This is a genomic window from Myroides sp. ZB35, assembly GCF_001865835.1.
Classification (GTDB): domain Bacteria; phylum Bacteroidota; class Bacteroidia; order Flavobacteriales; family Flavobacteriaceae; genus Flavobacterium; species Flavobacterium odoratimimum.
This window is the reverse complement of record NZ_CP017769.1, coordinates 2,797,331-2,823,241: the sequence shown is the minus strand read 5'-3', so window position 1 is coordinate 2,823,241 and position 25,911 is coordinate 2,797,331. Positions and strand designations below refer to the sequence as shown.

At 33.1% G+C, this 25,911-nt stretch carries 20 protein-coding genes; 12 read left to right on the top strand and 8 right to left on the bottom strand.

Going from position 1 to position 25,911, the window contains the following annotated elements; genetic code table 11:
* Positions 1-41: 41 nt before the first annotated feature.
* Together BK054_RS12520 and BK054_RS12515 are read right to left on the bottom strand one after the other, a co-directional pair.
* The gene (locus BK054_RS12520) at positions 42-1,970 is read right to left on the bottom strand and encodes an LTA synthase family protein (RefSeq protein WP_006261009.1); all 1,929 of its coding nucleotides are present in this window, start codon (positions 1,968-1,970) and stop codon (positions 42-44) included.
* A gap of 452 nt (positions 1,971-2,422) precedes the next feature.
* A complete protein-coding gene (locus tag BK054_RS12515; protein WP_006259149.1) occupies positions 2,423-4,348 on the bottom strand; it encodes an LTA synthase family protein in 1,926 nt (641 codons plus the stop codon).
* Between the two features lie 616 nt (positions 4,349-4,964).
* Here BK054_RS12515 and BK054_RS12510 point away from each other — a divergent pair.
* The 7 genes from BK054_RS12510 to BK054_RS12480 all read left to right on the top strand — a co-directional run bounded on the left by BK054_RS12510 (position 4,965) and on the right by BK054_RS12480 (position 13,782).
* Positions 4,965-6,740: an AMP-dependent synthetase/ligase gene (locus BK054_RS12510; protein ID WP_006259150.1), complete on the top strand. Its 1,776-nt coding sequence runs from the start codon at positions 4,965-4,967 to the stop codon at positions 6,738-6,740.
* A gap of 89 nt (positions 6,741-6,829) precedes the next feature.
* The gene (locus BK054_RS12505) at positions 6,830-7,267 is read left to right on the top strand and encodes a MarR family winged helix-turn-helix transcriptional regulator (protein ID WP_006259151.1); all 438 of its coding nucleotides are present in this window, start codon (positions 6,830-6,832) and stop codon (positions 7,265-7,267) included.
* A gap of 55 nt (positions 7,268-7,322) precedes the next feature.
* Positions 7,323-9,728 (top strand): 3-hydroxyacyl-CoA dehydrogenase/enoyl-CoA hydratase family protein, encoded by a 2,406-nt coding sequence (locus BK054_RS12500; protein WP_006259152.1) that lies wholly within the window; start codon positions 7,323-7,325, stop codon positions 9,726-9,728.
* 29 nt (positions 9,729-9,757) lie between these two features.
* Positions 9,758-10,939 (top strand): acetyl-CoA C-acyltransferase, encoded by a 1,182-nt coding sequence (locus tag BK054_RS12495; protein ID WP_006263411.1) that lies wholly within the window; start codon positions 9,758-9,760, stop codon positions 10,937-10,939.
* 30 nt (positions 10,940-10,969) lie between these two features.
* The gene (locus tag BK054_RS12490) at positions 10,970-12,763 is read left to right on the top strand and encodes an acyl-CoA dehydrogenase family protein (RefSeq protein WP_006259154.1); all 1,794 of its coding nucleotides are present in this window, start codon (positions 10,970-10,972) and stop codon (positions 12,761-12,763) included.
* A 255-nt stretch (positions 12,764-13,018) separates the two neighbouring features.
* The gene (locus tag BK054_RS12485; RefSeq protein WP_006259155.1) at positions 13,019-13,393 is read left to right on the top strand and encodes a hypothetical protein; all 375 of its coding nucleotides are present in this window, start codon (positions 13,019-13,021) and stop codon (positions 13,391-13,393) included.
* 107 nt (positions 13,394-13,500) lie between these two features.
* The gene (locus tag BK054_RS12480; protein WP_006259156.1) at positions 13,501-13,782 is read left to right on the top strand and encodes a DUF3817 domain-containing protein; all 282 of its coding nucleotides are present in this window, start codon (positions 13,501-13,503) and stop codon (positions 13,780-13,782) included.
* Between the two features lie 20 nt (positions 13,783-13,802).
* Here the strand turns inward: BK054_RS12480 and BK054_RS12475 are convergent, their stop codons facing one another.
* A complete protein-coding gene (locus BK054_RS12475) occupies positions 13,803-14,228 on the bottom strand; it encodes an NUDIX domain-containing protein (RefSeq protein WP_071307333.1) in 426 nt (141 codons plus the stop codon).
* A gap of 164 nt (positions 14,229-14,392) precedes the next feature.
* Here BK054_RS12475 and BK054_RS12470 point away from each other — a divergent pair, with 164 nt between their 5' ends.
* The 3 genes from BK054_RS12470 (at position 14,393) to BK054_RS12460 (ending at position 18,166) form a co-directional block, all read left to right on the top strand.
* The gene (locus tag BK054_RS12470; RefSeq protein ID WP_006259158.1) at positions 14,393-15,622 is read left to right on the top strand and encodes an OmpA family protein; all 1,230 of its coding nucleotides are present in this window, start codon (positions 14,393-14,395) and stop codon (positions 15,620-15,622) included.
* 94 nt (positions 15,623-15,716) lie between these two features.
* The gene (gene uvrB / locus BK054_RS12465) at positions 15,717-17,702 is read left to right on the top strand and encodes an excinuclease ABC subunit UvrB (protein ID WP_006259159.1); all 1,986 of its coding nucleotides are present in this window, start codon (positions 15,717-15,719) and stop codon (positions 17,700-17,702) included.
* A gap of 32 nt (positions 17,703-17,734) precedes the next feature.
* Positions 17,735-18,166 (top strand): DUF1456 family protein, encoded by a 432-nt coding sequence (locus BK054_RS12460; RefSeq protein ID WP_006259160.1) that lies wholly within the window; start codon positions 17,735-17,737, stop codon positions 18,164-18,166.
* Positions 18,167-18,280: 114 nt separating this feature from the next.
* Here BK054_RS12460 and sucC read toward each other — a convergent pair whose 3' ends face one another.
* The 3 genes from sucC to BK054_RS12445 form a co-directional block, all read right to left on the bottom strand.
* On the bottom strand, positions 18,281-19,474 hold the full coding sequence (sucC, locus tag BK054_RS12455; protein ID WP_006259161.1) for an ADP-forming succinate--CoA ligase subunit beta: 1,194 nt from the start codon (positions 19,472-19,474) through the stop codon (positions 18,281-18,283).
* Between the two features lie 143 nt (positions 19,475-19,617).
* Positions 19,618-20,238: an L-threonylcarbamoyladenylate synthase gene (locus BK054_RS12450; protein ID WP_006263406.1), complete on the bottom strand. Its 621-nt coding sequence runs from the start codon at positions 20,236-20,238 to the stop codon at positions 19,618-19,620.
* Between the two features lie 30 nt (positions 20,239-20,268).
* Positions 20,269-22,605, bottom strand: coding sequence for an ATP-dependent helicase (locus tag BK054_RS12445; RefSeq protein ID WP_006265131.1), 2,337 nt, complete (start codon positions 22,603-22,605; stop codon positions 20,269-20,271).
* Between the two features lie 120 nt (positions 22,606-22,725).
* Here BK054_RS12445 and BK054_RS12440 point away from each other — a divergent pair, with 120 nt between their 5' ends.
* Both BK054_RS12440 and BK054_RS12435 read left to right on the top strand, forming a co-directional pair.
* A complete protein-coding gene (locus BK054_RS12440) occupies positions 22,726-23,268 on the top strand; it encodes a hypothetical protein (protein ID WP_071307332.1) in 543 nt (180 codons plus the stop codon).
* On the top strand, positions 23,265-24,047 hold the full coding sequence (locus tag BK054_RS12435; RefSeq protein WP_071307331.1) for a DUF4197 domain-containing protein: 783 nt from the start codon (positions 23,265-23,267) through the stop codon (positions 24,045-24,047). The genes BK054_RS12440 and BK054_RS12435 overlap by 4 nt, the downstream gene beginning before the upstream one ends.
* 238 nt (positions 24,048-24,285) lie before the next feature.
* Here BK054_RS12435 and BK054_RS12430 read toward each other — a convergent pair whose 3' ends face one another.
* Positions 24,286-25,086, bottom strand: coding sequence for an ABC transporter substrate-binding protein (locus BK054_RS12430; RefSeq protein WP_071307330.1), 801 nt, complete (start codon positions 25,084-25,086; stop codon positions 24,286-24,288).
* Complete coding sequence (pyrF, locus tag BK054_RS12425; protein ID WP_006261005.1) at positions 25,083-25,904, bottom strand: orotidine-5'-phosphate decarboxylase; 822 nt, start codon at positions 25,902-25,904, stop codon at positions 25,083-25,085. Before pyrF ends, BK054_RS12430 begins: the two co-directional genes overlap by 4 nt.
* Between the last annotated feature and the right edge of the window lie 7 nt (positions 25,905-25,911).

Here is a 25,911-nt window from a genome sequence, read left to right as displayed (position 1 = left end):
CAGATTTAACTGTGAACCTTTACTCTTTAGAGAAAACACCTCTATATATCAGATAACTTTCTATTGATAATATGATCAAAATAATCTTGGACGAAAGCCTTACACTTCATTTCTGCCTCTTCCATTTCTTTATTCTTCTCCTTAATCAAGTTTTTAGTAAGCCCTTTATCTTTTATATCATAAAAGCCCGTTACTTTAATTCCATTAAATCGGACAATATAATTACCTGTTTGATAAGTTATTTCGTTAGCTCCATAACTTACTGTAAAACGATCGCTTGTAGTATCGTTAAGTAAACTACTCCCCCAACTTCTAAAAGGTTGATCATAACCGATTAAGTCTAAAATAGTAGGATATATATCCATTTGTTGTGCCAATCGATTATCTACCCCTTTTAACCTCTCATCAGGCGTATAAATCATAATAGGAATAGCAGTTCTATTTACTAATTCCTTATACTTATCATAATAAATCTGATTAGTATGGTCCGCTGTGATAATAAAAATAGTATTCTTAAACCATGGTTCTTTACTACTCTCTTCAAAAAAACGCTTAAACGCATAATCAGTATAACCTATAGGTCCATGTATCTCAAGATTACCTTTGGGAAATTTCCCTATATGCTGTTCTGGTATTCTAAAAGGCTCATGTGAAGATACTGAAAACAATGTTGCGAAAAAAGGTTCTTTCTTCTCGTTTAATGTTTTACTCATAAACTGAAAGAAAGGTTCGTCCCAGATCCCCCATGTACCATCAAAATCATCATCATTATCATACTCAGTCATTCCGTAGTAATGATCATACCCTAATATATTTCCAAATCCTAAAAATCCCATTGAACCATTCACCGCACCATGAAAGAAAGAAGTATCATACCCCTGACTATTCAATATAGACACTACAGATTCTATCTTCTGGTTAGGGAATGGAGAAGAAGTAAAAGCATCCTTAAAAGAAGGAATACCTGCTAGAATAGAAGGAATAGCATGAATCGATTTATACCCATTAGCAAAGGCATTAGGATATATCAAACTATGCTTAGCCAAAGAATCTATAAAAGGAGTGTAGCTCTTATAGTTTGGAATATCTGTCCCTTCATTAAAGGCTCCAATATACTCACGTCCAAAACTCTCCGTTATGAATAATACGATATTAGGAGTACTTGGTTCATTGACATTATATTGTTTTACATCATTAATGTATTTTTCTAATGTCTTTTTATCCATATAGTTCACTTCCTTATAACTACTCTTCCCTATCGTTCTTAAGATTGTGAACGGAGTATTTAAGACTACATCCCCATGCTCTGGCTTAGTAGTATGTCGATTGGCATCTACTATATTTATTGGTCTAGTTTTCTTAGTCACACCTCCTCTTATACCAGAGACTACACCAACTACTGAAATTACTACTATAAAAGCAGTAGATATATAATAGCGACTAGTAGATTCTTCTCTTTTGACAGGTTTTATTTTAACTCTAGTATATAAATAAATCCACAAAGCAGAACATATAAGAAACAAAACTAAAGCATGCCAATAACTAAATAGAAAGTTAAACAATAACGTTGCTTTATTAGACTCATGTTCTAAACTATCCATCACAGCTACGGTGGTTCTAGACTGGATAAATCTATAGTAAATAAGGTCTACAAAGTTAGTAGCATAAGCTAGTAAATTAGGAATGAAATAAGCAAAGAAAACAACTTTCTGATAATTAGGTTTGGTATTTATAAAAACAGGAGCTATTGATAATAAGATGAACAAAATACTCATATAGAATATAGATGCACTATCAAATGATAAGGCGTAAAAAGATAGTGATAAAAATTGTCCAACGGAATCAATGCTTAATAAATCTGCGTTATAAAAATAAAATAACAATCGAGCAATAAAGTAAAAAACAAAAGCAAGAAATAATCTATACAACATCACTTTTACTTCATAGGCTCTAAATTTATTAGAAGTCATAGAATTGTAAGGTTTATATTTAAAAAAAGTTGGGCAAATTTAACCAAAACTCAGCGCTAAAAAGTTAATCTAAAGCAAGTTTAAGATTTACATTTTTTTTTAATACAATTTTCACATAAACACACAATACCAATAACTTACACTTTTAATTTAAATTAATAAATTTATTCATCATCCTGTACAAAAACACCTAATTAAACACTATCATTTCACCCAAATAAACACATATAGACTAACAGCATTATTTTTTAATAATACTAGCTACAATAACGTTTTGTATTAAACTCAACATTAATATTACTAACACAAGATTAATACTTCTTTTAATTTCAAAATTTTTAGATAAAACAATCAAATAACTTCATAAACAAAGAATTACTCCTAAAAACTTTTAATAAAAAAAGTTTCTTAAAAAGAAAATAGCACCTTGATTAAGGTGCTATTTATAATACTTATCTATCTAATCGCTTATCTATAATACGTTCGAAATAGTCTTGAATAAAGGCTTTACACTTTATTTCGAGTCTTTCCATTTCCTTATTCTTTTGACCGATTAAATTTTTCTTTAATCCCTTATCTTTAATATCAAAGAACCCTGTCACCTCTTTCCCATTAAACCTTACGATATAATTTCCTTCTTGGTAAGTGTATTCATTACCTCCATAATTAATCGTATATGGAGTCGTTATTGTATCATTAACTAGACTTCTTCCCCAGCTTCTAAAAGGTTTATCATACCCTATTAGATCTAGTACAGTAGGATAAATATCTATCTGCTGAGCTAATCTCTTATCTACTCCTTTTAATCTCTCATCTGGTGTATAGATAAGTATAGGCACTGCAGTACGATTAACAAGCTCTTTATATTCATCATAGGCGATCTGATTAGTATGATCCGCAGTGATGATAAAAATTGTATTCTTAAACCATGGTTCTTTACTGCTCTCTTCAAAGAATTTCTTAAAAGCATAATCCGTATATCCCACTGTCTTATGGATAGGCACATCTCCTATAGGGAATTTCCCTTCATACTGAGCAGGAATATTAAATGGCTCATGAGAAGACACGGTAAAAATAGTAGCAAAGAAAGGTCCTTTCTTTTCATTTAATGTAGTGCGCATATATTGGAAGAAAGGTTCGTCCCAAATCCCCCAAGTACCATCGAAGTCATCATCATTATTATACTCTGTCTTTCCATAGTAGTGATCATACCCTAAGATATTACCGAATCCTAAGAACCCCATAGATCCATTAGGAGCACCATGGAAGAAAGATGTATCATATCCTTTAGACTTCAGTGTAGACACTAGTGATTCGATCTTCTGCTTCGGATAAGGCGATGATGTAAATGCATCTTTAAACGAAGGAATACCCGCGATGACAGATGACACACCGTGAATAGACTTATAGCCATTAGCGAATGCATTAGGGAATATTAAACTATGCTGAGAAAGCGAATCTATAAAAGGAGTATAACTCTTATAGTTTTTAATATTCATATCTTTATTAAAAGCTCCTATATACTCACGTCCATAACTTTCTGTGATAAACAATACTATATTAGGAGTGCTAGGTTCATTAGTATGATACTGCTTCACCCCACTTATATTTTGGTTAAGTGTAGCTTCATCCATATATTCTACTTTCTTAAAACTAGTCTTACCGATTGTTCTCAAGATAGCGAATGGAGTATTTAATACAATATCTGCATGTTCTGGTTTCTCTACATGTCGATTTGCATCTATAATATTCAATGGTCTAGTTGCTTTCTTCAGATCCCCTCTTACTCCTGCCACAAAGCCCACTCCTGTCACAATAATAATCAAGACAGTAGATAACCAATAAGACTTCTTATCCTCAACTTTCAAAAATCGAGTAAACTTCACCTTGGTATACAAGTACACCCATAGCACACATAGTACAATACAAATAAGAAAAACATGCCAATAATTAACCAAGAAGTTAAAAAACAATTGTCCCTTATTTGACTCGTGTTCTAAACTGTCGAAAACAGCTATAGTAGTACGAGCATAAATAAATCTATAGTAAATAAAATCAATAAAATTAGTAGAATACGCTATCAAGTTAGGAATGATATAGGCGTAAAACACGACCTTCTGATACCCTTTTTTTGTATTGATAAATAAAGGCAGAATAGATAATAATATAAATAATATATTTACATAAAAAATAGCCATCCTATCAAACGTGATACCGTGATACGCTAATTCTAAAAACTGACCAAAAGAGTCTACATTTAATAAATCACTATTATAAAAGTAAAATAGTGTACGAGCAATAAAGTAAAAGAAGAAAGCTAAGAATAACCTATACCCCAGTACTAATACTTCATTCAATCGATATCGATTAGAAATCATATTGTTATTTTTTTAAAAACACAAACTTAATCATTTCTATTCGGACTTCTATTAGCATTTAGAAGCATTTTATATCCAAACTAAAGAAAATTTAAGAAAAATTATACCTTTCGTACTAACAACAATCCTCTATAATCTTTATCTAAAGATAGAACATTCTTTTACAAAACATTCTGTCTTCCTACATACATCTCCCTACTAACAACGCGATTAGTAAGATATCACTCCGATATATCTCAATAAATAACGGACTCACTACGGACTCATAACGGACTCACTACGGACTTACCTACTATAATTATATAGTGATAATAGGGCGATACAGCATACCCAATCTCTTAAGGACACTAATATTCAATAATAGTTTTCAGTGATTATATCAAAATATAATGAAGTGTCTACTTATTTTTTTACTATATTTATAAAAGTTGATTTACAATGACTTAAGCTCTAAGTACAATCATCATCAAGCACAATATAGAAAATGAATAATGTAGTTTAGTAGAAAATCAACTACGAGAATTGCAAATAAACCAGATAAAAATTGCTAAGTACATACTAAATACGAGAAATCTTATATTTTTTTTGTACTTTGCGTTAGCTAATTAATGATAATATGGTAAATCCTACAAGACTTTTTGATATTCCTTATTTGCAGAATGAACACTTTCCTCTGGCTGCAGCTTTAGTTACTAAGGTGAACGGAGTATGGGAAAAAACATCCTCACAGGAGTATATAGATAAGGCTAATATGGTTTCGCGTGCCTTACTACGTCTAGGCATAGAAGCAAATGATAAAATAGCTGTCATCTCTACTAATAACCAAACTAAATGGAATCTTTTAGATATTGGTATTTTACAAATTGGCGCTCAGAATGTGCCTATCTATCCTACCATTGCAGCTGAAGACTATCAGTACATTCTTAGTCATGCAGAAGCAAAATACTGTGTAGTATCAGATCAAGAAATTTATAACAAATTAATAAGTGTTAAAGATCAACTACCACTTCTACAAGGTATTTGTTCTTTTGAACATATAGAAGGATGCAAAACTTTTGATGAGATTCTTGAATTAGGAAGAGATACTTCTAATCAAGAAGAAGTGGATCGCATTAAAGATTCTATCACACCAGATCACTTAGCTACGCTAATCTACACCTCTGGTACTACGGGTAGACCTAAAGGTGTGATGCTGTCTCATAATAACATCTTATCTAATGTAATAGGTAGCTGGGATAGAGTTCCTTTTGGACGTGAAGATCACTATAAAGCTCTTAGTTTCTTACCACTGTGCCACGTATTTGAAAGAATGCTGATTTATCTTTACCAATTCTCAGGTACTTCTATTTACTATGCGGAATCTATTGATAAAATGGGAGATAACTTAAAAGAAGTTAGTCCTAATGTCATGACAGTAGTACCGCGTTTATTAGAAAAAGTATATGATAAAATCTTTGCTAAAGGATCTTCTCTTACTGGTATTAAAAAACGTATTTTCTTCTGGGCTCTTGAACTAGGATTCCAATATAAACCATATAATAGAAGCGCCTTCTATAACTTCCAACTAAAAATAGCTAGAAAACTAGTATTTAGTAAATGGCAAGAAGGACTAGGAGGTCAAATGAAAATCATTGTTTCTGGTAGTGCTCCACTTCAGGCTCGCCTATCTAAAGTATTCAATGCTGCTGGTATTCCTGTAATGGAAGGATATGGTCTTACTGAGACTTCTCCTGTTATATCAGTAAACGATGCTCGTAATGGAGGATTGAGATTTGGTACAGTAGGTCGCCCTTTAAGTAATGTGGAGGTAAAAATAGCAGAAGACGGAGAGATCTTATGTAAAGCTCCTAACGTGATGATGGGATACTTTAAAGACGAAGAGAAAACAAATAGCGTTATTAAAGATGGGTATTTCCATACAGAGGACATTGGTAGAATAGACGAAGATGGTTTCTTACACATCACTGACCGTAAAAAAGAAATGTTCAAAACATCTGGAGGTAAATATGTAGCTCCTCAGATGATTGAAAATATGATGAAACAGTCTCGCTTTATCGAACAAATCATGGTTATCGGTGAAGGAGAAAAGATGCCTGCTGCTTTTATTCAGATAGATTTTGACTTCGTTAAAGAATGGGCACGTCGAAAAAGATATGATATCGGTACTACTAACGAAGAAATAGCAACGAATCAAAAAGTTATCGACCGCGTTGCAGAAGAAGTAGAAGCTGTAAATAAAAAATTCGGTAAATGGGAACAAGTGAAGAAGTTCGAACTTACTCCTGATGTGTGGAGCATTGACAGTGAGCACTTAACCCCTACTCTAAAACTTCGTAGACGTATTATTCTTGAGAAACATAAAGACTTATACGACAAGATTTACAGAAGTTAATGACACAAAAAATCACTTAATCAAGAAATATTTTAAAAATAGTATGCGTGCATACTATTTTTTTTTATATTTGAATTATTCTAAATGGTATGAAGAACACAACAATCGATTATATACTTAGAGCAACATGGCAAGCTGTAGCAAGAATGTACAATGAAGAAGCGGCTAAATATGATGCCACCATGTCACTTGCTTTTGCACTACTAAGTATAGATAAAGAAGGTACTCCTTCTACTCTACTAGGACCAAATATGGGTATGGAAGCTACGAGTCTTACTCGTACTCTAAAAAAATTAGAAGAAAACAAATTAATCACACGTGAAAAGAACCCTAATGATGGCCGTGGTGTGATTATAAAATTAACTCCTCTAGGCTTAGAGAAAAGAGAATTATCTAAAGCAAAAGTGAAACGCTTTAACGAAAAAATTCGAACTCAAATATCAGAGGAGAAAATTCAGCACTTTATGGAAGTAACTGAAGTTATCAATCAGTTAATCAACGACAAAAGTATATTTGAGGACAAATAATTTTTGTACCTTAAGAGAGTTAAATAATAGTATTAAAAACCAAAGAACAATAAATATGAAAAGAATAATTAAAAAGGTAGCCGTAGTAGGATCTGGTGTAATGGGATCAGCTATTGCTTGTCATTTTGCAAATATCGGATTAGAAGTATTGCTTCTTGACATTGTACCTAGAGAATTAACTCCTGAAGAGGAAAAGAAAGGTCTTACCCTAGAAAGTAAGATTGTTAGAAATAAAATAGCAAGTACTCACTTAGCTAATGCACTAAAATCTAAACCTGCTCCTATTTATTCTCAAGCTTTTGCTTCACGCATCGCTACAGGAAATATAGAAGATGATTTAGTAAAAATAAAAGATTGCGACTGGGTAATCGAAGTGGTAATCGAAAGATTAGACATTAAGAAATCTGTATTCGAGCAAATCGAGAAATACAGAAAACCAGGTTCATTAATTACATCTAATACATCTGGTATTCCAATGAAATTAATGGTAGAAGGTCGTTCAGAAGATTTCCAAAAACACTTCTGTGGAACACACTTCTTTAACCCACCTAGATATTTACAATTATTCGAAATTATTCCTGGTCCAAATACAGCTCCAGAAGTTATCGAATTCTTCCAAAAATATAGTAGCTTATACTTAGGTAAAACTCCTGTATTATGTAAAGATACTCCTGGCTTTATCGGTAACCGTATCGGTGTATACTCTATGGCGATGGTAATGCAGTTGGCACAAGAGATTGGGTTGACTATTGAAGAAGCCGATACATTAACAGGTTCTATCTTAGGTCGTCCTAAGACTGGTACATTTAAACTAGGTGATTTAGTAGGTCTTGATACTGCTATTAACGTAACAAATGGCTTAAAACAAAACTGTCCTCATGACGCTATGATCCAAGAGGTAAAAGACAGTAAGCCTTTAAACTTCCTATTAGAAAACAAATTCTTAGGTGATAAATCTAGAAAAGGATTCTATTATAAAGAAGTAGACAAAGAGGGAAAAACAAATCGATTCGCTCTTGACTTAGAAAAATTAGAATACCGTCCATTAGAACGTGCTAAGATTGCTGTACTAGAAACAGCAAAACAAGCTGGTGGTACTAAAGCTAAATTAGCTTTATTATTAGCAGACCAAACAAAAGCAGGTGAATTAATCAGAAAACACTTTGCTTCATTATTCGCTTACGTTTCTCAACGTGTTCCAGAAATTACAGATACCCTATTCCCTATTGATGACGCTATGCGTACAGGATATGCATGGAAATATGGTCCATTCCAAACTTGGGATTTAGTAGGACTTGAAAAAGGTATTGCTATCGTCGAAAAAGAAGGATATGTAGTAGCTGATTGGGTTAAAGAATTAGCTGCATCTGGAGCAAAGAGTTTCTATAAAGTGGAGAATGGTAAAAAGTTATTCTACAATCAAAACACTAAAACATTTGAACCAATCCCTGGACAAGATGCATTCATTATCTTAGATAATATTAGAACAACTAATAAGGTTTGGGGTAATAGTGAAGCATCACTTATTGACTTAGGTGATGGTATTGTGAACTTAGAGTTTCACTCAAAAATGAATACCATCGGTGGTGGTGTTTTAGCCGGATTAAACAAAGCTGTTGAAATTGCAGAAAAAGACTTCCAAGGACTAGTAGTAGGAAACCAAGGTAGTAACTTCTCAGTAGGTGCTAACTTAATGATGATTTTCATGATGGCTGCAGAGCAAGATTGGGATGAATTAAATATCGCTATCAAAACGTTCCAAGATACGATGATGAAAATGCGTTACTCTGGTATTCCAGTGGTTGCTGCTCCTCATGGTATGACATTCGGTGGTGGATGTGAGTTAAGCTTACACGCTGATAAGGTAGTCGCTGCTGCTGAAACCTATATCGGACTGGTTGAATTCGGTGTAGGACTTATTCCTGGTGGAGGTGGTTCTAAAGAGATGACAGTAAGAGCGTCTGATCTATACCGCAAAAACGATGTGGAATTAAATACACTACAAGAGCACTTCTTAACAATCGGTATGGCGAAAGTAGCTACCTCTGCTCAAGAAGCTTTTGATTTAAATATATTACAAAAAGGTAAAGATGTAGTAGTTGTAAATAAAGACTTACAATTAGCACAAGCGAAACGTGAGGCTTTAGTATTAGCTCAAGCTGGGTACACTCAGCCTGCTAAACGCAAAGATATTAAAGTACTAGGTCGTCAGGCTTTAGGTATGTTCTTAGTAGGAACTGACAGTATGATGGCTGGTAAATACATCTCTGAACACGATCGTAAAATAGCTAACAAATTAGCATATGTTATGGCTGGAGGAGATTTATCAGAAGCTACTTTAGTGACTGAACAATACTTACTAGATCTAGAAAGAGAAGCATTCTTATCGCTATGTGGAGAGCGCAAAACTCTTGAAAGAATCCAGTATATGTTGAAAAATGGTAAACCATTAAGAAACTAATCTTTAACCAATTAAAAACGACAAAGAATATGAAAACTGCATATATAGTACAAGGATATAGAACAGCTGTAGGTAAAGCTCCTAAAGGAGTATTCAGATTTAAAAGACCTGATGAACTTGCTGCTGAAACTATTGAATATTTAATGAGTAAACTACCTGAATTTGACAAATCACGTATTGATGATGTTATGGTAGGTAACGCTATGCCTGAGGCTGAACAAGGATTAAACATAGGACGTTTAATCTCTCTTATGGGATTAAAAATAGATGATGTACCTGGAGTTACAGTAAATAGATACTGTGCATCTGGTATAGAAACTATTGGAATGGCTGTTGCTAAAATCCAAGCGGGTATGGCTGATTGTATTATCGCTGGTGGAGCAGAAAGTATGAGTTATATCCCTATGGGAGGATACAAACCAACTCCTGATTATGGTGTAGCAAAAGAAGGACACGAAGATTACTACTGGGGAATGGGATTAACAGCTGAAGCGGTAGCCCATCAATTTAAAGTTTCTCGTGAAGATCAAGATGAGTTTGCTTTTAACTCTCATATGAAAGCTTTAAAAGCACAAGCAGATGGAAAATTTGATGATCAAATTGTTCCAATCAACATTAATGAAGTATTCATTAACGAAAAAGGTAAAAAAGATAGCAAATCATATACAATCACTAAAGATGAAGGCCCTAGAGCAGGAACTTCTATTGAGGCTTTAGCAAAACTAAGACCTGTATTTGCTGCTGATGGATCTGTAACAGCAGGTAACTCTTCTCAAATGAGTGATGGTGCTGCATTCGTTATGGTGATGTCAGAAGAAATGGTTAAAGAATTAAACATTGAGCCTATCGCTCGTATGGTTAATTATGCTGCAGCTGGTGTAGAACCACGTATCATGGGTATTGGTCCAGTAAAAGCTATTCCAAAAGCTTTAAAACAAGCTGGGTTACAACTAAAAGATATAGACCTATTCGAATTAAATGAAGCTTTTGCCTCTCAGTCATTAGCTGTAATTAGAGAACTAGGTATCAACCCTGATATCGTCAATGTAAACGGTGGTGCTATTGCGTTAGGACACCCTCTAGGATGTACAGGTGCTAAACTATCAGTACAACTATTTGATGAAATGAAACGTCGTGGATCTAAATACGGAATGGTAACGATGTGTGTCGGTACAGGACAAGGTGCTGCAGGAATCTATGAACTATTATAAAAGCTATTAACCCAATAAACGAAATATATTATGAGTAAAGATATCACAAGAGGAGGACAATTTTTAATTAAAGAAACTAAATACCAAGACGTATTTACTCCTGAAGACTTCACAGAAGAACAAATCATGATGCGTGATTCTGTAAAAGAATTCATTGATAAAGAAATATGGCCAAACAAAGAAAAGTTTGAGAAAAAAGATTACGCTTTCACAGAAGCTTCTATGCGTAAAGCTGGAGAATTAGGATTATTAGGTGTTGCTGTACCAGAAGCTTATGGAGGATTAGAAATGGGGTTCATTTCTACAATGCTGGTATGTGATTATATTTCAGGAGCAACAGGTTCTTTCTCAACTGCCTTTGGTGCTCATACAGGAATTGGCACAATGCCAATTACATTATATGGTAACGAAGAACAAAAGAAAAAATACGTTCCAAAATTAGCTTCAGGAGAATGGTTTGGTGCTTACTGTTTAACAGAACCAGATGCTGGATCTGATGCTAACTCAGGTAAAACAAAAGCTGTCTTATCAGCTGATGGGAAACACTACTCTATCACAGGACAAAAAATGTGGATCTCTAATGCTGGTTTCTGTAATGTATTTATCGTATTTGCACGTATAGAAGATGATAAAAATATCACAGGATTTATCGTAGAAAACGATCCTAGCAATGGAATTACTTTAGGAGAAGAAGAACACAAATTAGGTATTAGAGCATCTTCTACTCGTCAGGTATTCTTCAGTGAAACAAAAGTTCCTGTGGAGAATATGCTTTCAGAAAGAGGAAATGGTTTCAAGATTGCAATGAATGCATTAAACGTAGGACGTATTAAATTAGCTGCTGCTTGTTTAGATTCTCAACGCCGTTTAATCACGCAATCAGTAAAATATGCTAATGAGCGTATCCAATTTAAAACACCAATTTCTACTTTTGGTGCTATTCGCACTAAACTAGCAGAGATGGCTACAAATGCTTATGTAGGTGAAGCTGCTTCATATAGAGCTGCTGCTTCTATTGAAGAAAGAATTAACCAACGTGTTGCTGAAGGAAATTCACATCAAGAGGCTGAATTAAAAGGAGTAGAAGAATTCGCTATTGAGTGTTCTATCCTTAAAGTAGCAGTGTCAGAAGATGTTCAATCATGTGCTGATGAAGGAATCCAAATCTTCGGAGGAATGGGATTCTCAGAAGACACACCTATGGAAAGTGCATGGAGAGATGCTCGTATATCTCGTATCTATGAAGGAACAAACGAGATTAACCGTATGCTAGCAGTTGGAATGTTAATCAAAAAAGCAATGAAAGGACATGTAGATTTATTAGGTCCTGCTATGAAAGTAGCTGATGAATTAATGAGTATACCAAGCTTTGATGTACCTGATTATTCTGAATTATTTGCAGAAGAGAAAGAAATGATCAGCAAACTGAAACAAGCTTTCTTAATGGTAGCTGGTAGTGCTGTTCAAAAATATGGTCCAGACCTAGATAAACACCAAGCATTATTAATGGCTGCTTCTGATATGATGATTGAAATTTATATGGCAGAAAGTGCTATCCTTAGAACTGAGAAATTAGCGAAGTTAAAAGGAGAAGAGAATATCAAAGAACAAATCGCTATGGCTCAATTATACTTATACCACGCTGTAGATATCATCGGAGCAAAAGGAAAAGAAGGTATCGCTTCTTTTGCTGAAGGTGATGAACAACGTGTAATGCTAATGGGACTACGCAGATTTACAAAATATGTAAACTTACCAAATGTAAATGCACTTAGAGAAACTATTGCAACGAAATTGGTAGAGTCAAACGAATATGTATTCTAGTACGAATACAAACGATTTGGTTTAGTTTGTTTGAAAAAAACCGCTACTTTTCTTATGAAAAGGGCGGTTTTTTATTTTATAACACAAATAAGAAACCTTTCTATCATCTTAAAAAAGAAACAATTCATAAATAAAAAACGAAAAATCAGCACTTTGCAAAAATTTGTTCAAAATATTTCATCTTTTGTTTCACTATAATCATCTAAAAAGTTTACTTTTGCACCATAATTTTTTTATACTTAAAAGATATTTACTGTGGAAAACGCAAATGCTTTAAAATTGATTAAAAAGATTCAATCAGATTTAATTTCTGATGGTCTTGTTGTAGAAAACATTGTAGCAGATTTACAAAAACTTAGAGAGTTTGCTCTACTTGAAGAAAAACCAGTGTTAGTTAAATCTATTCGTTTAGCTTATGAGCACATTCAAAACAACAAAGCTTTTTTAATTGCAATACCATCTGATGAGCCGATCGAAGAAGAAGGAGAAGAAGGGGCAACTGCAGTTGAGAAAGAATCTAAGAATGACTTAGAAAGTTTACAGTACTTATTATCTTTATACAAAGACATTAATAACAAACATAACTTAGAAGACTTAAAAGATTACAACAATCGTTTATTAGATTTCTAATTAAAATGTTAATCTAAATATAAAAGCCTATCAGAACTCCTGTTAGGCTTTTTTTGTTTCTATTTTAAAACTATATTAGCATACTTAAAACTTCTAATTTAATTAAGATGCTAAAGACATTTAAAATTGTTGCGCTGCTTGAAGGTTTATCTCTACTAGCACTTTTGTTTATCGCTATGCCCTTAAAATACTTTCTACACAAACCAGAAATGGTAAGTAAAGTCGGAATGGCACATGGAGTATTGTTTATACTATATATAGTAATGGCTACAGTACTTAAAAGTGATGAAAAATGGAGTATGAAAAAGTATGGCCTTATCTGTCTAGCTTCAATTGTTCCATTTGGTACTTTTATCATGGAAAAAAAACTTCTTGAAAGTAAAGCATAAAAAAATAAGTCTGTACAGACTTATTTTTTTATATATATATCTACCGCATCAGTTATAATATCTAAATGATCAAAAGCTAACTGTGGTAAATCATCTATATTAAACCATTTCAATTCTTTAGCGTCATCAGCAGCTTCACCAATAACCCCCTCTCCTACTTCTGCCCAAAAAGCTACAGTCACCATGTGCGATCTTGGATCTCTAAAAGGTTTCCCATATGCTTTAATTTGAGTAAGTTGATTCAGGTCGATTGACGTTTCTTCACGTAATTCACGCTTTGCTGCAATCTCTAAATCTTCATTTTCGTCTACAAAACCACCAGGTAAAGCCCAATAATCACGAAACGGTTCATTTTTGCGCTTTATTAATAATATCTGTGAAATATTTAAATATTTTTTAAACAATACTACATCTACAGTAACGAATATCTTCGAAACATATCCCATATTATACAATTTTTATGAAACAAAAGTACTAAAACTATCCTTTTTTACAAAAAAACAACATTTTATCTTTCTATTACAAATCTTTGCCTTATATTTGCTCCATAAGCGATTAGTAAAAAAACTGATTATTTTAATCATGTTTAATGGAAATTAAAAAGACAACTATGAAAAAATTAACATTACCGTTATTGGCTTCTGTATTAGCTTTTGGTGCTGTTCATGCTCAAAGTCCTTACAACAAATGGTCTATTGACTTAAATGGAGGATTTGCTAAACCAGCTAGAGCAGGTCAATCTGCTGAAACATTCAAAAACTTACACTTAGATGGAGGTGTACGTTATAGCTTAAACAACAAATTTGGTATTAAAGCTTCTTTTGGCTATGATAAATTAGACAACTGGACTAATGATGCTGATTTAAACACTAACCATTACAGAACAAGCTTAGAAGGGGTTGTTAACGTTGGAAGACTTTTAAACTTCGAAACTTGGACTAAAGTATTAAACGTACAAGCTCACGCTGGGGGAGGTTACTCTTGGATGAACGGAGATGCATTCTCTGGAACAGACAATATGGGACACTTAATGGCTGGATTAACTGGTCAAATTAAAGTTCACCCACGTGTTGCATTAAACGCAGACTTTACAGTTATTCAAAACTTAGAGCAAAACAAAAACTGGAATGGTGTAGGTACAACTAACCGTTCTATCGCTCAAGGAACTATGTTTAACGCTTCTGTTGGAGTTTCTATCTATTTAGGTAAAAATGCTCAACACGCTGATTGGTATACTGAAGCAGAACAAGAAAATGCTTTATTAGCTGAATTAGACGGAAGAGTATCTAAAGTAGAAAGCATGTTAGTTGACTCTGATGGAGACGGTGTGCCAGATTACTTAGATCTAGAGCCTAATACACCAGCTGGTGCTTTAGTTGATTCTAGAGGTAGAAATATCGATAAAAACAACAACGGTATCGCTGATAACATCGAAGCTTTCATCGCTGAGAAATATGGTAACCAACCAGAGCAAGCTGTTGCAGGTAACGATTCTAACATGATTAAAGAATTAATCAACAAAGGATATGTTGCTGCTTATTTTGACTTTGATAAAACTCAACCAACAAACGTTGACGGAATCAATTTCATCGTTAACTACTTAAAAGCTAATCCAAATGCTTCTGTTGAAGTTATGGGTTATGCTGATGCAGTAGGAAACAAATCTTACAACAATAAGTTATCTGAAAGACGTGCTAACGCAGTTAAAGATATCTTAGTTAAATCTGGAGTTAGTGCTTCTAAAGTTTCTGCTAAAGGAAACGGAATCGATGACGCAGTGTCTAAAGATTCAGCTGCAGCTCGTAGAATTGCAAGAAAAGTTGTATTCAAAATTAACTAAATTTAGAATTCAATCTAATCATATTAAAGCGCAAGATTATTCTTGCGCTTTTTTTATTTTTAATAAGTAACTTTGTATACTTATTAAATCAACTATGAAATTCAAATTAAATTCAGAGTATAAACCAACAGGAGATCAACCTGAAGCAATAAAAAAACTTGCTCAGGGAATCAATGCAGATGAAAAATACCAAACATTAGTTGGAGTTACTGGTTCTGGAAAAACATTTACTGTTGCAAATGTTATTAACGAAGTAAACAGACCTACACTAATACTTGCTCACAACAAAACATTAGCAGCACAACTATACACAGAATTCAAAAGTTTTTTCCCTAATAACTCAGTAGAGTATTTTGTCTCATACTATGACTACTACCAACCTGAAGCATTCTTACCTGTTACAGGTACCTATATAGAAAAAGATCTATCTATCAATGAAGAACTAGAAAAAATGCGATTAAGCACTACTTCTGCCCTACTTTCAGGAAGAAGAGATATTATTGTAGTAGCATCTGTTTCTTGTTTATACGGTATAGGTAACCCTATTGAGTTCCAAAAAAACGTAATCACTCTTGAATTAGATCAACAAATAAGCAGAACAAAACTGTTACATAGATTAGTACAAAGTTTATATGCTAGAACTGAAGCCGAATTCACCCCAGGAACTTTTAGAATAAAAGGAGATACAGTAGAAGTATTCCCTAGTTATGCAGACAATCCATTTAGAATACATTTTTTTGGAGATGAAATTGAAGATATTGAAGTATTCAATCCCTCAACTTCTGCTGTAATAGAGAAATACACCAACCTTAATATTTATCCAGCTAATATGTTTGTAACATCGCCAGATGTACTACAAAAAGCTATATGGGAAATACAACAAGACCTTGTTAAACAAGTTGATTACTTCAAAGAAATAGGAAAACACTTAGAAGCCAAACGTCTAGAAGAACGTACAAACTTTGATTTAGAAATGATCAGAGAGCTCGGCTATTGTTCTGGTATTGAAAACTATTCAAGATACCTAGATGGCAGAGAACAAGGAACACGCCCATTCTGTTTACTAGATTATTTCCCAGATGATTATCTAATGGTTATCGATGAGAGTCACGTTACTGTATCACAAGTACATGCCATGTATGGAGGTGATAGATCTCGTAAAGAAAATCTAGTAGAATATGGATTCAGATTACCTGCTGCACTAGACAACAGACCTCTTAAATTCGAGGAATTTGAAGCAATGCAAAATCAAGTAGTATATGTTTCTGCAACCCCAGCTGATTATGAATTACAAAAATCAGAAGGTATTTATGTAGAGCAATTAATCCGTCCTACTGGATTACTTGACCCCATAATCGAAATTAGACCGACAGAAAATCAAATAGATAATTTAATCGAAGAAATCCATTCAAGAGTTGAAAAAGATGAAAGAGTATTAGTCACTACTCTAACCAAAAGAATGGCTGAAGAACTAGCAAAATATTTCACTCGTGTAGGAATAAGATGTAGATATATTCATTCAGATGTTGACACGTTAGAGCGTGTTGAAATTATGCAAGATTTACGAAAAGGATTATTTGATGTATTAATTGGAGTAAACTTATTAAGAGAAGGACTAGACTTACCCGAAGTTTCTCTAGTAGCTATTTTAGACGCTGATAAAGAAGGTTTTCTTAGAAGTCATAGATCACTTACACAAACTGTTGGAAGAGCCGCTAGAAACGTAAATGGAAAAGCAATTATGTATGCAGATAAAATTACAGATAGCATGCAAAAAACTATAGATGAAACAAACTATAGACGAGAAAAGCAGATGAATTTCAACAAGAAGCACAACATCACTCCTACTGCTATTAACAAAAAAATATCTAGTGAATTAGTCAAAGCTTCTTATGAAGACATCCAAAAAGAAACTATTCTTCAAGCAGCAGAAGAAACTCTTAAATACAAATCCAAAGCTGATATAGAAAAAATAATAAGAGAGAAGAGAAAAGAAATGGAAAAAGCTGCTAAAGACTTAGATTTTATCAATGCAGCTCGTTTAAGAGACGAAATAAAAGCTTTAAAAGATAAACTGTAGATAATTTAATTACCTTTGCAAAAATAGATAGAATGAATAATAACGACATATTAAAGAAACTGAGAGTTGCTTTACAATTACGCGACGATCAAATAGTAGAAATTTTAGAATTAGTTGATTTTAGAATTTCAAAAGGTGAAATTGGTAACTTTTTTAGAAATGCTGACCATCCTAAATACATAGAATGTGGAGATCAAATTCTAAGAAACTTTCTAAATGGTTTAGTAATTCACTTAAGAGGAACAAAAGAAGCCCCTAAGAATCCATTAGAAGTATTAGCTTCCAATAAGTCTGAAATAAAACCATTTAAACAACAGACAACGGACAAGAAAACTAAACCAGCGCCTAAAAAAGAAGGAAACTCAGGTAAAAACGTAGATTTCAAAAAGAAGACTACTTCTAATAAAAAGACTACTCCTAAATCACCATTAGCAGGAATCAAATTCAAAAATGGAAAAAAATAAAAATAAAGCTATTCTTTAAAAGAATAGCTTTATTTTTTTATCTCTCCTATAAAAACACATAATAAAAAAGGCCAGCTCAAATGAGCTAGCCTTTTTTATATTCTTTTATCTAAATTATGATAAAGCCACTTTTACTTGGTCTGCAGCTTCCTGGAAAGCAATAGCAGATAAAATAGGCATACCTGATTGATCGATAATTTCTTTTGCTAATTCAGCATTAGTTCCTTGTAAACGAACGATGATTGGCACTTTAATATCGTCACCCATGTTCTTGTATGCATCAACAACACCTTGAGCAACACGGTCACAACGAACGATACCTCCAAAGATGTTAATTAAAATAGCTTTTACGTTAGGATCTTTTAAGATAATACGGAAAGCGATTTCAACACGTTTAGCATCAGCAGTTCCTCCTACGTCTAAGAAGTTAGCAGGTTCGAAACCAGCATACTTAATTAAGTCCATAGTAGCCATTGCTAATCCAGCACCGTTAACCATACATCCTACAGTACCATCTAAATCCACATAGTTTAATCCTGCTTCTTTAGCTTCTACTTCGATAGGTCTTTCTTCAGTAACGTCTCTGTACTCAGCATAAGTTTTTTGTCTGTATAATGCATTATCATCTAAAGTCACTTTAGCATCAACAGCTAAAATTTTATCATCAGAAGTTTTTAATACAGGGTTAATCTCGAACATTGAAGAATCACTTCCAATGTATGCTCTATATAAAGCATCTACGAACTTAACCATTTCTTTGAAAGCATTTCCAGATAATCCTAAGTTAAAAGCAATTCTTCTAGCTTGGAATCCTTGTAATCCAACTGCTGGATCGATTTCTTCTTTGAAGATTAAGTGTGGAGTTTTCTCAGCAACTTCTTCGATATCCATACCTCCTTCAGTAGAATACATAATCATGTTACGTCCTTTAGCTCTATCAAGTAATACAGACATGTAAAACTCATTAGTTTCGCTTTCTCCAGGATAGTAAACATCCTCTGCTACTAAAACACGGTTAACTCTTTTTCCTTCTGGTGGAGTTTGTGGAGTAATTAAATCCATACCGATAATCTTACCAGCGATTTCTTTTACTTCGTCTAAGTTTTTAGCCAACTTAACTCCTCCTCCTTTACCTCTTCCTCCTGCATGGATCTGAGCTTTAATTACATACCAACTTGTACCAGTTTCTTCTGTAAGTTGTTTTGCTTTTTCAACTGCTTCTTCTGCGTTGTTAGCTACTAATCCACGTTGTACTCTTACACCGTAGCTAGCTAATATTTCTTTACCTTGAAATTCATGTAAATTCATAGTGTGATACGTTTAGCTTTTAATATAAACAGTTACAAAAATAACAATTCAGTTTGAAAAACCCTAATTTAATTAAGCTTATATAGCTTGTAACTGTAAATTAACCTTGTTTATTAATTCGTTTTTATACTTATTTGATTCTTTTAGAAGATATCAGTATCTCCCTTACCTGCTCTTATAATTTCAGGTTCTTCTCCTGACAAGTCAATTACTGTTGATGCTTCATTATTTCCATACCCTCCATCAATAACAATATCAACTATATTTTGCCATTTTTCAAATATCAATTCTGGATCAGTAGTATACTCTAATATCTCATCTTCATCATAAATAGAAGTAGATACTATTGGGTTACCAAGTTTTCTAACAATTTCTCTTGCAATATTATTATCAGGCACACGAATCCCTACTGTTTTTTTCTTCTTAAACTCTTTAGGAAGTTCATTATTTCCAGGAAGAATAAAAGTATAAGGACCAGGTAATGCTTTCTTTAATATTTTAAATGTAGAAGTATCTATCTGCTTCACATAGTTAGAAATATTACTTAGATCATAACAAACAAAAGAAAAGTTAGCCTTATCTAGTTTTATTCCTTTAATCTTAGCAATTCTTTCTAATGCCTTAGAATTTGATATATCACATCCTAACCCATACACAGTATCAGTAGGGTAGATAACTAGACCTCCCTCTCTTAATACCTTAACCACTTTATCAATTTCCTTTTCATTAGGATTCTCTGGATAAATCTTTATAAACTGTGACATACTTATATTTTTTATACTCTATACAATTTACTATAAAACTTGAAGCTTAGCAAATCTTAACAGCAGTTTTTTTATTCCTCCAACATCAAATCGAATCTCTGCTTTCTTATCTGCACCAACACCTTCAAGATTAATAATAACCCCTTTACCAAAACGTTCATGCATAACTACCTGTCCTACTTCTAACAGTTGATTACCATTTGTAAGACTAGTAGTCTTAGTTGGTGAAGCATCTACAGGCTTTAATTTCCTTATATTCCTATTCTCTTTTGGTTCTTCATTATCGGTTACATAAGCAGGAGGAGTACCCGCAACAGGTTTTTTCAATCTCAACTTACTCTTATCTACATCACCAAAAATATCAGCATTAATTGTTGGCTTATATCTATAGTTCGTTTCTATTGGAGTCAAATACTCTAAATAATCATCCTTAATCTCCTCTATAAATCGAGAAGGATCACTATCTACTAATTTACCCCATCTATATCTTGATTGAGCATAAGTTAAATAAGCCTGATGCTCTGCACGTGTTAAAGCAACATAGAACAATCTTCTTTCCTCCTCTAATTCACTTCTAGTATTCATACTCATTGCACTTGGGAACAGATCTTCTTCCATTCCTACACAGAATACAGTCGGGAATTCCAGTCCTTTCGCTAAGTGGATTGTCATCAAGGCCACCCTGTCATCATCACCCGTATCTTTATCTAAATCTGTAGCTAAAGCCACATCTTCCATAAACTCACTTAAAGCTCCTCTAGCACCATCTACCTCACGTTGACCTTCAATAAAGTCTTTAATACCATTCAGTAGTTCCTCAATATTCTCCATACGTGTAATACCCTCTGGAGTAGTATCCTTACGCATCTCTTGAACAAGCCCAGTTTTCTTAACAATATGTTCCGTCAATTGATAAGCATCCATTGTTTCTTCCAACGCTTGAAAAGCCTTAATCATATTGCTAAAATCACTCAATTTATTTCGTGTACCAGCAGTAATCTTTAAGTCAATTTTATCAATATGTTCAACTACTTCAAATATAGAACGCTTATAGTGATTAGCAGCGATTGTTAATTTGTCCAAAGTAGTATTTCCTATACCTCTTGCTGGATAGTTAATTACACGTACTAATGCTTCCTCATCTTTAGGGTTAATTACCAATCTTAGATAACTCAATACATCCTTAATCTCTTTCCTTTGATAAAACGATAGACCACCATAAATACGATAAGGTATATCCTTTTTACGCAAAGCATCCTCCATAGCACGAGACTGTGCATTCGTTCGATATAAAATAGCAAAATCACTGTTGTTCTTTTGATTTTGCATCTTTTCTTCAAAAATAGTAGAAGCTACAAAACGTCCCTCCTCTCCATCTGTTAATGATCTATGTACTTTTATCTTTGGTCCAAAGTCATTCGCGGTCCATACTACCTTTTCTAGCTTAACTTTATTATTATCAATAACTGAGTTAGCTGCTTCTACAATATTTCTTGACGAACGATAATTCTGCTCTAATCGATAAGTTTCTACCCCTTCATAATCTTTTTGGAAATTCAAAATATTATTAATATTCGCTCCTCTAAAGGCGTATATACTCTGAGCATCATCCCCAACTACACAAATATTCTGAAAACGATCTGATAATGCACGAACTATCAAATATTGTGAATGGTTAGTATCCTGATACTCATCCACTAATATATATTTGAATCTATTTTGATATTTAGAAAGTACATCAGGAAAACGAGTTAATAACTCATTTGTCTTTAACAATAAATCATCAAAATCCATTGCTCCTGACTTAAAACATCGTTCTACGTAATTATTATAAATCTCTCCTATACGAGGCCTTTTACTCATCGCATCAGCCTCTTGTAGTTCAGGATTATTAAAATATGCTTTTACAGTTACTAAACTATTTTTATAAGATGAAATTCTACTTAGTATTTCTTTTGGCTTATAAATATCTTTATCTAATTGCATCTCTTTTATAATCTGTCCTATAAGGCGTTGACTATCTTGAGAATCATAAATAGTAAAGTTACTAGGATACCCCAACTTATCTGCCTCTGCTCTAAGTATCTTAGCGAATACAGAGTGGAATGTTCCCATCCATAGATTCTTAGCCTCTGAATTCCCAACGATTTGAGCAATCCTTACTTTCATTTCACGAGCTGCCTTATTGGTAAACGTCAACGCTAGAATATTAAAAGCATCAACTCCTTGATGCATTAAATAAGCAATACGTAAAGTCAACACTCTCGTCTTCCCTGACCCTGCTCCAGCGATTACTATCATTGGTCCATCTTTCTGGAGTACAGGTGCTCTTTGAGCCTCATTTAACTGATCTATATAATTTTGCATATCTAATTTACTCGAAAAGGTCAAAATTACAATTACTATACCTTTATAACAAGTTTTTTGCGACCATAAAAATTATCACAGCAAACATAATATTCCCTATTTTTGCTTAAAAAGATCGCAATGAGCACAGAATTTGTTTTACAGCTATTAGCCTATACTCTACCTGCCTTAATTTCAGCAGCTTTAGCATATACATTCTTTAACCGTATTTTGAGAAATCAAACAAAAAAAGATTTAGTCCTATTAGAAAAACTCAAAACCCAAAATACAATAGACTTACAAGCTTTAAAACTACAAGCTTTTGAACGTTTTATTATACTAATTGAGCGTATAGATCTAAAAAAATTAGTTTTAAGAATTACACCTACTACAGAAGATAAAGTGCTATATCAAATCAATTTAATAAATCATATAGAACAAGAGTTTGACTATAACGTAGCTCAGCAAATCTATATTAGCGAAGAGCTTTGGCAAATTATAGTTCAATCAAAAAACAGTATTATAGAATTAATACACCAAATAGGCAATAATCCTAACATCATCGATGCTAGTCAACTTAGACAGACTTTAATTGCAAAGAATATCTTAATAGAGGAAAAGTTAGAAATTGCTAGAAAAGCAATAAAACTAGAAGTAAATACAATAATAAATAAAACACTATGAAAAAGACAATGATTGCTGCTGTACTAACCATGAGTACACTAGCCTATTCCCCAATCATCAATGCACAAACCTCCAAAAAAAACAATCTTATCAATTCTCTTACACAAGATAAAGTTGCCAAAGGATTAAAAGAAGCTCTTGATAAAGGAATTGCTGATCAAGTAAGTAAACTATCACAACCTGATGGTTTCTTAAAAAATGAATTGGTTAAAATTGTAATGCCTGAAGAATTTCAAAAAGTAGATAGAGCTTTAAGAAGAATAGGTATGGACAAATTAGCGGATCAAGGATTAACACTAATAAACAGAGCTGCAGAAAGTGCTGTGAAAGAAGCTACACCAATCTTTGTAGAAGCAGTTAAGAATATGACATTCACAGACGCTAAAGATATTCTTGTTGGAGGCAAATCAGCGGCAACTGATTACTTAAAAAAAAGCACATCTAAAAGTTTATATACTAAATTCAGTCCAGTGATTAATTCTTCCATAGCATCAGTAGGAGCTGATGTAATCTGGGAAAAAATGACTACTACTTACAATGCACTTCCTCTAGTATCTCCTGTTACAACAGACTTAACAGATTATATTACCAACCAAACAATGGATGGTGTATTCAAAATGATCGCAGTTGAAGAAGGGAATATTAGAGAAAATATCACAGGATCTAGAGATTCTAAACTATTAAAAGAAGTATTCGCAATTCAAGATAATCTAACAAACTCAACTAAAAAAAACACATCAAGTAATTCTATCGAGAAACTTTTTAAAAATAAAAAGTAACTAGTCAATTATATTGAATTATATTTATATTTTTAAACAAAAAAATAAATATAACATTATTATAACATTCGATTAACTGACCTTTCTAAATATTTTTTTGATATTTGTATAATCAATAATGATTGATTTCATAATAGTTAGGGTTAGTTAAAAAAGCCGAGTAAGAAATTACTCGGCTTTTTCTTTTTATACTCTTACCTTAATCCTCTAGACTACTTATTATCTAAAAATCAAAGCATTATTCAATTCGTTTATGAATTTGCTTAAAGTATTCAAAAGCATTAAACAAATGTGTTCCATGCCAAGAGAACATTTCCCCATCTACAAAAACAGTTTTCCCGTGATGTGTATGTCTTCCTAATTCAAATGCATGTTCTTCCTTAAATGGATAAGGCTCCGACGATAAGAATACCAACTCTGGATCTCCTTGAATTCTAATCTTTCTTATCTCTACTTCAGGGTAACGCTCTTCGCGATTAGCATACACATTTGTAAATTTATTCAAAGTCAAAAGGGTATTGATAAACGTATTATTACCTGCTGCCATATAAGGTTCTCTCCAGATAAAATAAGCTGCTTTTTGTACTTCTCTAGTACTTACAAAAGACATAAAATCCTTGATAGCAAAATCAATCTTATCGTTCCATTTCTTTGCCTCTGTACGTTTGTTAAACAATACACCAAAATCTTCTATCATTTGCTTATTATCTTCTAATGTAATGACATCAGTAACCCAAACAGGACAAATATCTTTCAGACTTTCTACAATCTCTAGAGTATTCTCTTCCTTATTAGCAATAATAATATCAGGATTAAGCGCTTTAATCTTTTCTACGTGTACCTTTTTAGTTCCACCTACTTTTATTTTGACAACACCTAAATGATAAGGATGTACACAGAATTTAGTTATTCCTTTAATCTCGTCTTCAAGTCCCAAATCACATAACGTTTCTGTTTGTGAAGGCACTAATGAAATAATTCTCTTTGGTGCTTGTTCAAAGCGATGCTCTTGCCCTATTTGATCTTTTAATACAATCATACCATTTTATTTAATATCTCCTCCATTTCTTGTTGAATGGCTTTAGCTTCTAATCCCGCTTTCTCTGCGAAATCTTCTTCCTTAGATGCAAAGATAATACCTCTTGACGAATTGATTAGCAATCCTACATTTTTACTTAATCCATATTTACATACATCCTGTAAATTACCACCTTGAGCTCCTACTCCTGGAACTAATAAAAAACTTTCTGGAACTATTTTTCTAATCTCTTCAAAATACTCTGCCTTAGTAGCTCCCACTACATACATTAAATTCGCTGCATTTTTATACGTTTGAGAAGTTTCTAATACTTCTTGATACAATGGCTTTCCATTCACTTCTTTTGTTTGAAAATCAAATGCTCCTTGATTTGAAGTCAATGCTAAAAGAATAGTATGTTTATTTTCAAAAGCTAAAAAAGGTTCTACAGAATCTTTACCCATATAAGGCGCAACAGTAACACTATCAAATGACATATCTTCAAAGAAAGCTTTAGCATACATAGATGCTGTATTACCTATATCTCCACGTTTAGCATCTGCTATGGTATATACCTCAGGGTAATTAGTATTTAAGTATTCTATTGTCTTCTTCAGAGACATCCATCCTTTTATGCCATAAGCCTCATAAAAGGCAATATTCGGTTTATAAGCTACTGCATATTGGTGAGTTGCATCAATAATTGCTTTATTAAAACTAAAAATAGGATCTTCTTCTTTTAATAAAAAAGTTGGAATCTTATCTAAATCAACATCTAAGCCAACACATAGAAATGATTTCTTTTGCTTGATTTGTTCGATTAATTGTTGTGTAGTCATGTTTCGT

What these genes read in the sequence shown, in the direction of transcription:
- BK054_RS12520 (WP_006261009.1), bottom strand. Translation starts at nt 1,970, where the DNA reads ATGACTTCTAATAAATTTAGAGCCTATGAAGTAAAAGTGATGTTGTAT.
- BK054_RS12515 (WP_006259149.1), bottom strand. Translation starts at nt 4,348, where the DNA reads ATGATTTCTAATCGATATCGATTGAATGAAGTATTAGTACTGGGGTAT.
- BK054_RS12510 (WP_006259150.1), top strand. Translation starts at nt 4,965, where the DNA reads ATGGTAAATCCTACAAGACTTTTTGATATTCCTTATTTGCAGAATGAA.
- BK054_RS12505 (WP_006259151.1), top strand. Translation starts at nt 6,830, where the DNA reads ATGAAGAACACAACAATCGATTATATACTTAGAGCAACATGGCAAGCT.
- BK054_RS12500 (WP_006259152.1), top strand. Translation starts at nt 7,323, where the DNA reads ATGAAAAGAATAATTAAAAAGGTAGCCGTAGTAGGATCTGGTGTAATG.
- BK054_RS12495 (WP_006263411.1), top strand. Translation starts at nt 9,758, where the DNA reads ATGAAAACTGCATATATAGTACAAGGATATAGAACAGCTGTAGGTAAA.
- BK054_RS12490 (WP_006259154.1), top strand. Translation starts at nt 10,970, where the DNA reads ATGAGTAAAGATATCACAAGAGGAGGACAATTTTTAATTAAAGAAACT.
- BK054_RS12480 (WP_006259156.1), top strand. Translation starts at nt 13,501, where the DNA reads ATGCTAAAGACATTTAAAATTGTTGCGCTGCTTGAAGGTTTATCTCTA.
- BK054_RS12475 (WP_071307333.1), bottom strand. Translation starts at nt 14,228, where the DNA reads ATGGGATATGTTTCGAAGATATTCGTTACTGTAGATGTAGTATTGTTT.
- BK054_RS12470 (WP_006259158.1), top strand. Translation starts at nt 14,393, where the DNA reads ATGAAAAAATTAACATTACCGTTATTGGCTTCTGTATTAGCTTTTGGT.
- uvrB (WP_006259159.1), top strand. Translation starts at nt 15,717, where the DNA reads ATGAAATTCAAATTAAATTCAGAGTATAAACCAACAGGAGATCAACCT.
- BK054_RS12460 (WP_006259160.1), top strand. Translation starts at nt 17,735, where the DNA reads ATGAATAATAACGACATATTAAAGAAACTGAGAGTTGCTTTACAATTA.
- sucC (WP_006259161.1), bottom strand. Translation starts at nt 19,474, where the DNA reads ATGAATTTACATGAATTTCAAGGTAAAGAAATATTAGCTAGCTACGGT.
- BK054_RS12450 (WP_006263406.1), bottom strand. Translation starts at nt 20,238, where the DNA reads ATGTCACAGTTTATAAAGATTTATCCAGAGAATCCTAATGAAAAGGAA.
- BK054_RS12445 (WP_006265131.1), bottom strand. Translation starts at nt 22,605, where the DNA reads ATGCAAAATTATATAGATCAGTTAAATGAGGCTCAAAGAGCACCTGTA.
- BK054_RS12440 (WP_071307332.1), top strand. Translation starts at nt 22,726, where the DNA reads ATGAGCACAGAATTTGTTTTACAGCTATTAGCCTATACTCTACCTGCC.
- BK054_RS12435 (WP_071307331.1), top strand. Translation starts at nt 23,265, where the DNA reads ATGAAAAAGACAATGATTGCTGCTGTACTAACCATGAGTACACTAGCC.
- BK054_RS12430 (WP_071307330.1), bottom strand. Translation starts at nt 25,086, where the DNA reads ATGATTGTATTAAAAGATCAAATAGGGCAAGAGCATCGCTTTGAACAA.
- pyrF (WP_006261005.1), bottom strand. Translation starts at nt 25,904, where the DNA reads ATGACTACACAACAATTAATCGAACAAATCAAGCAAAAGAAATCATTT.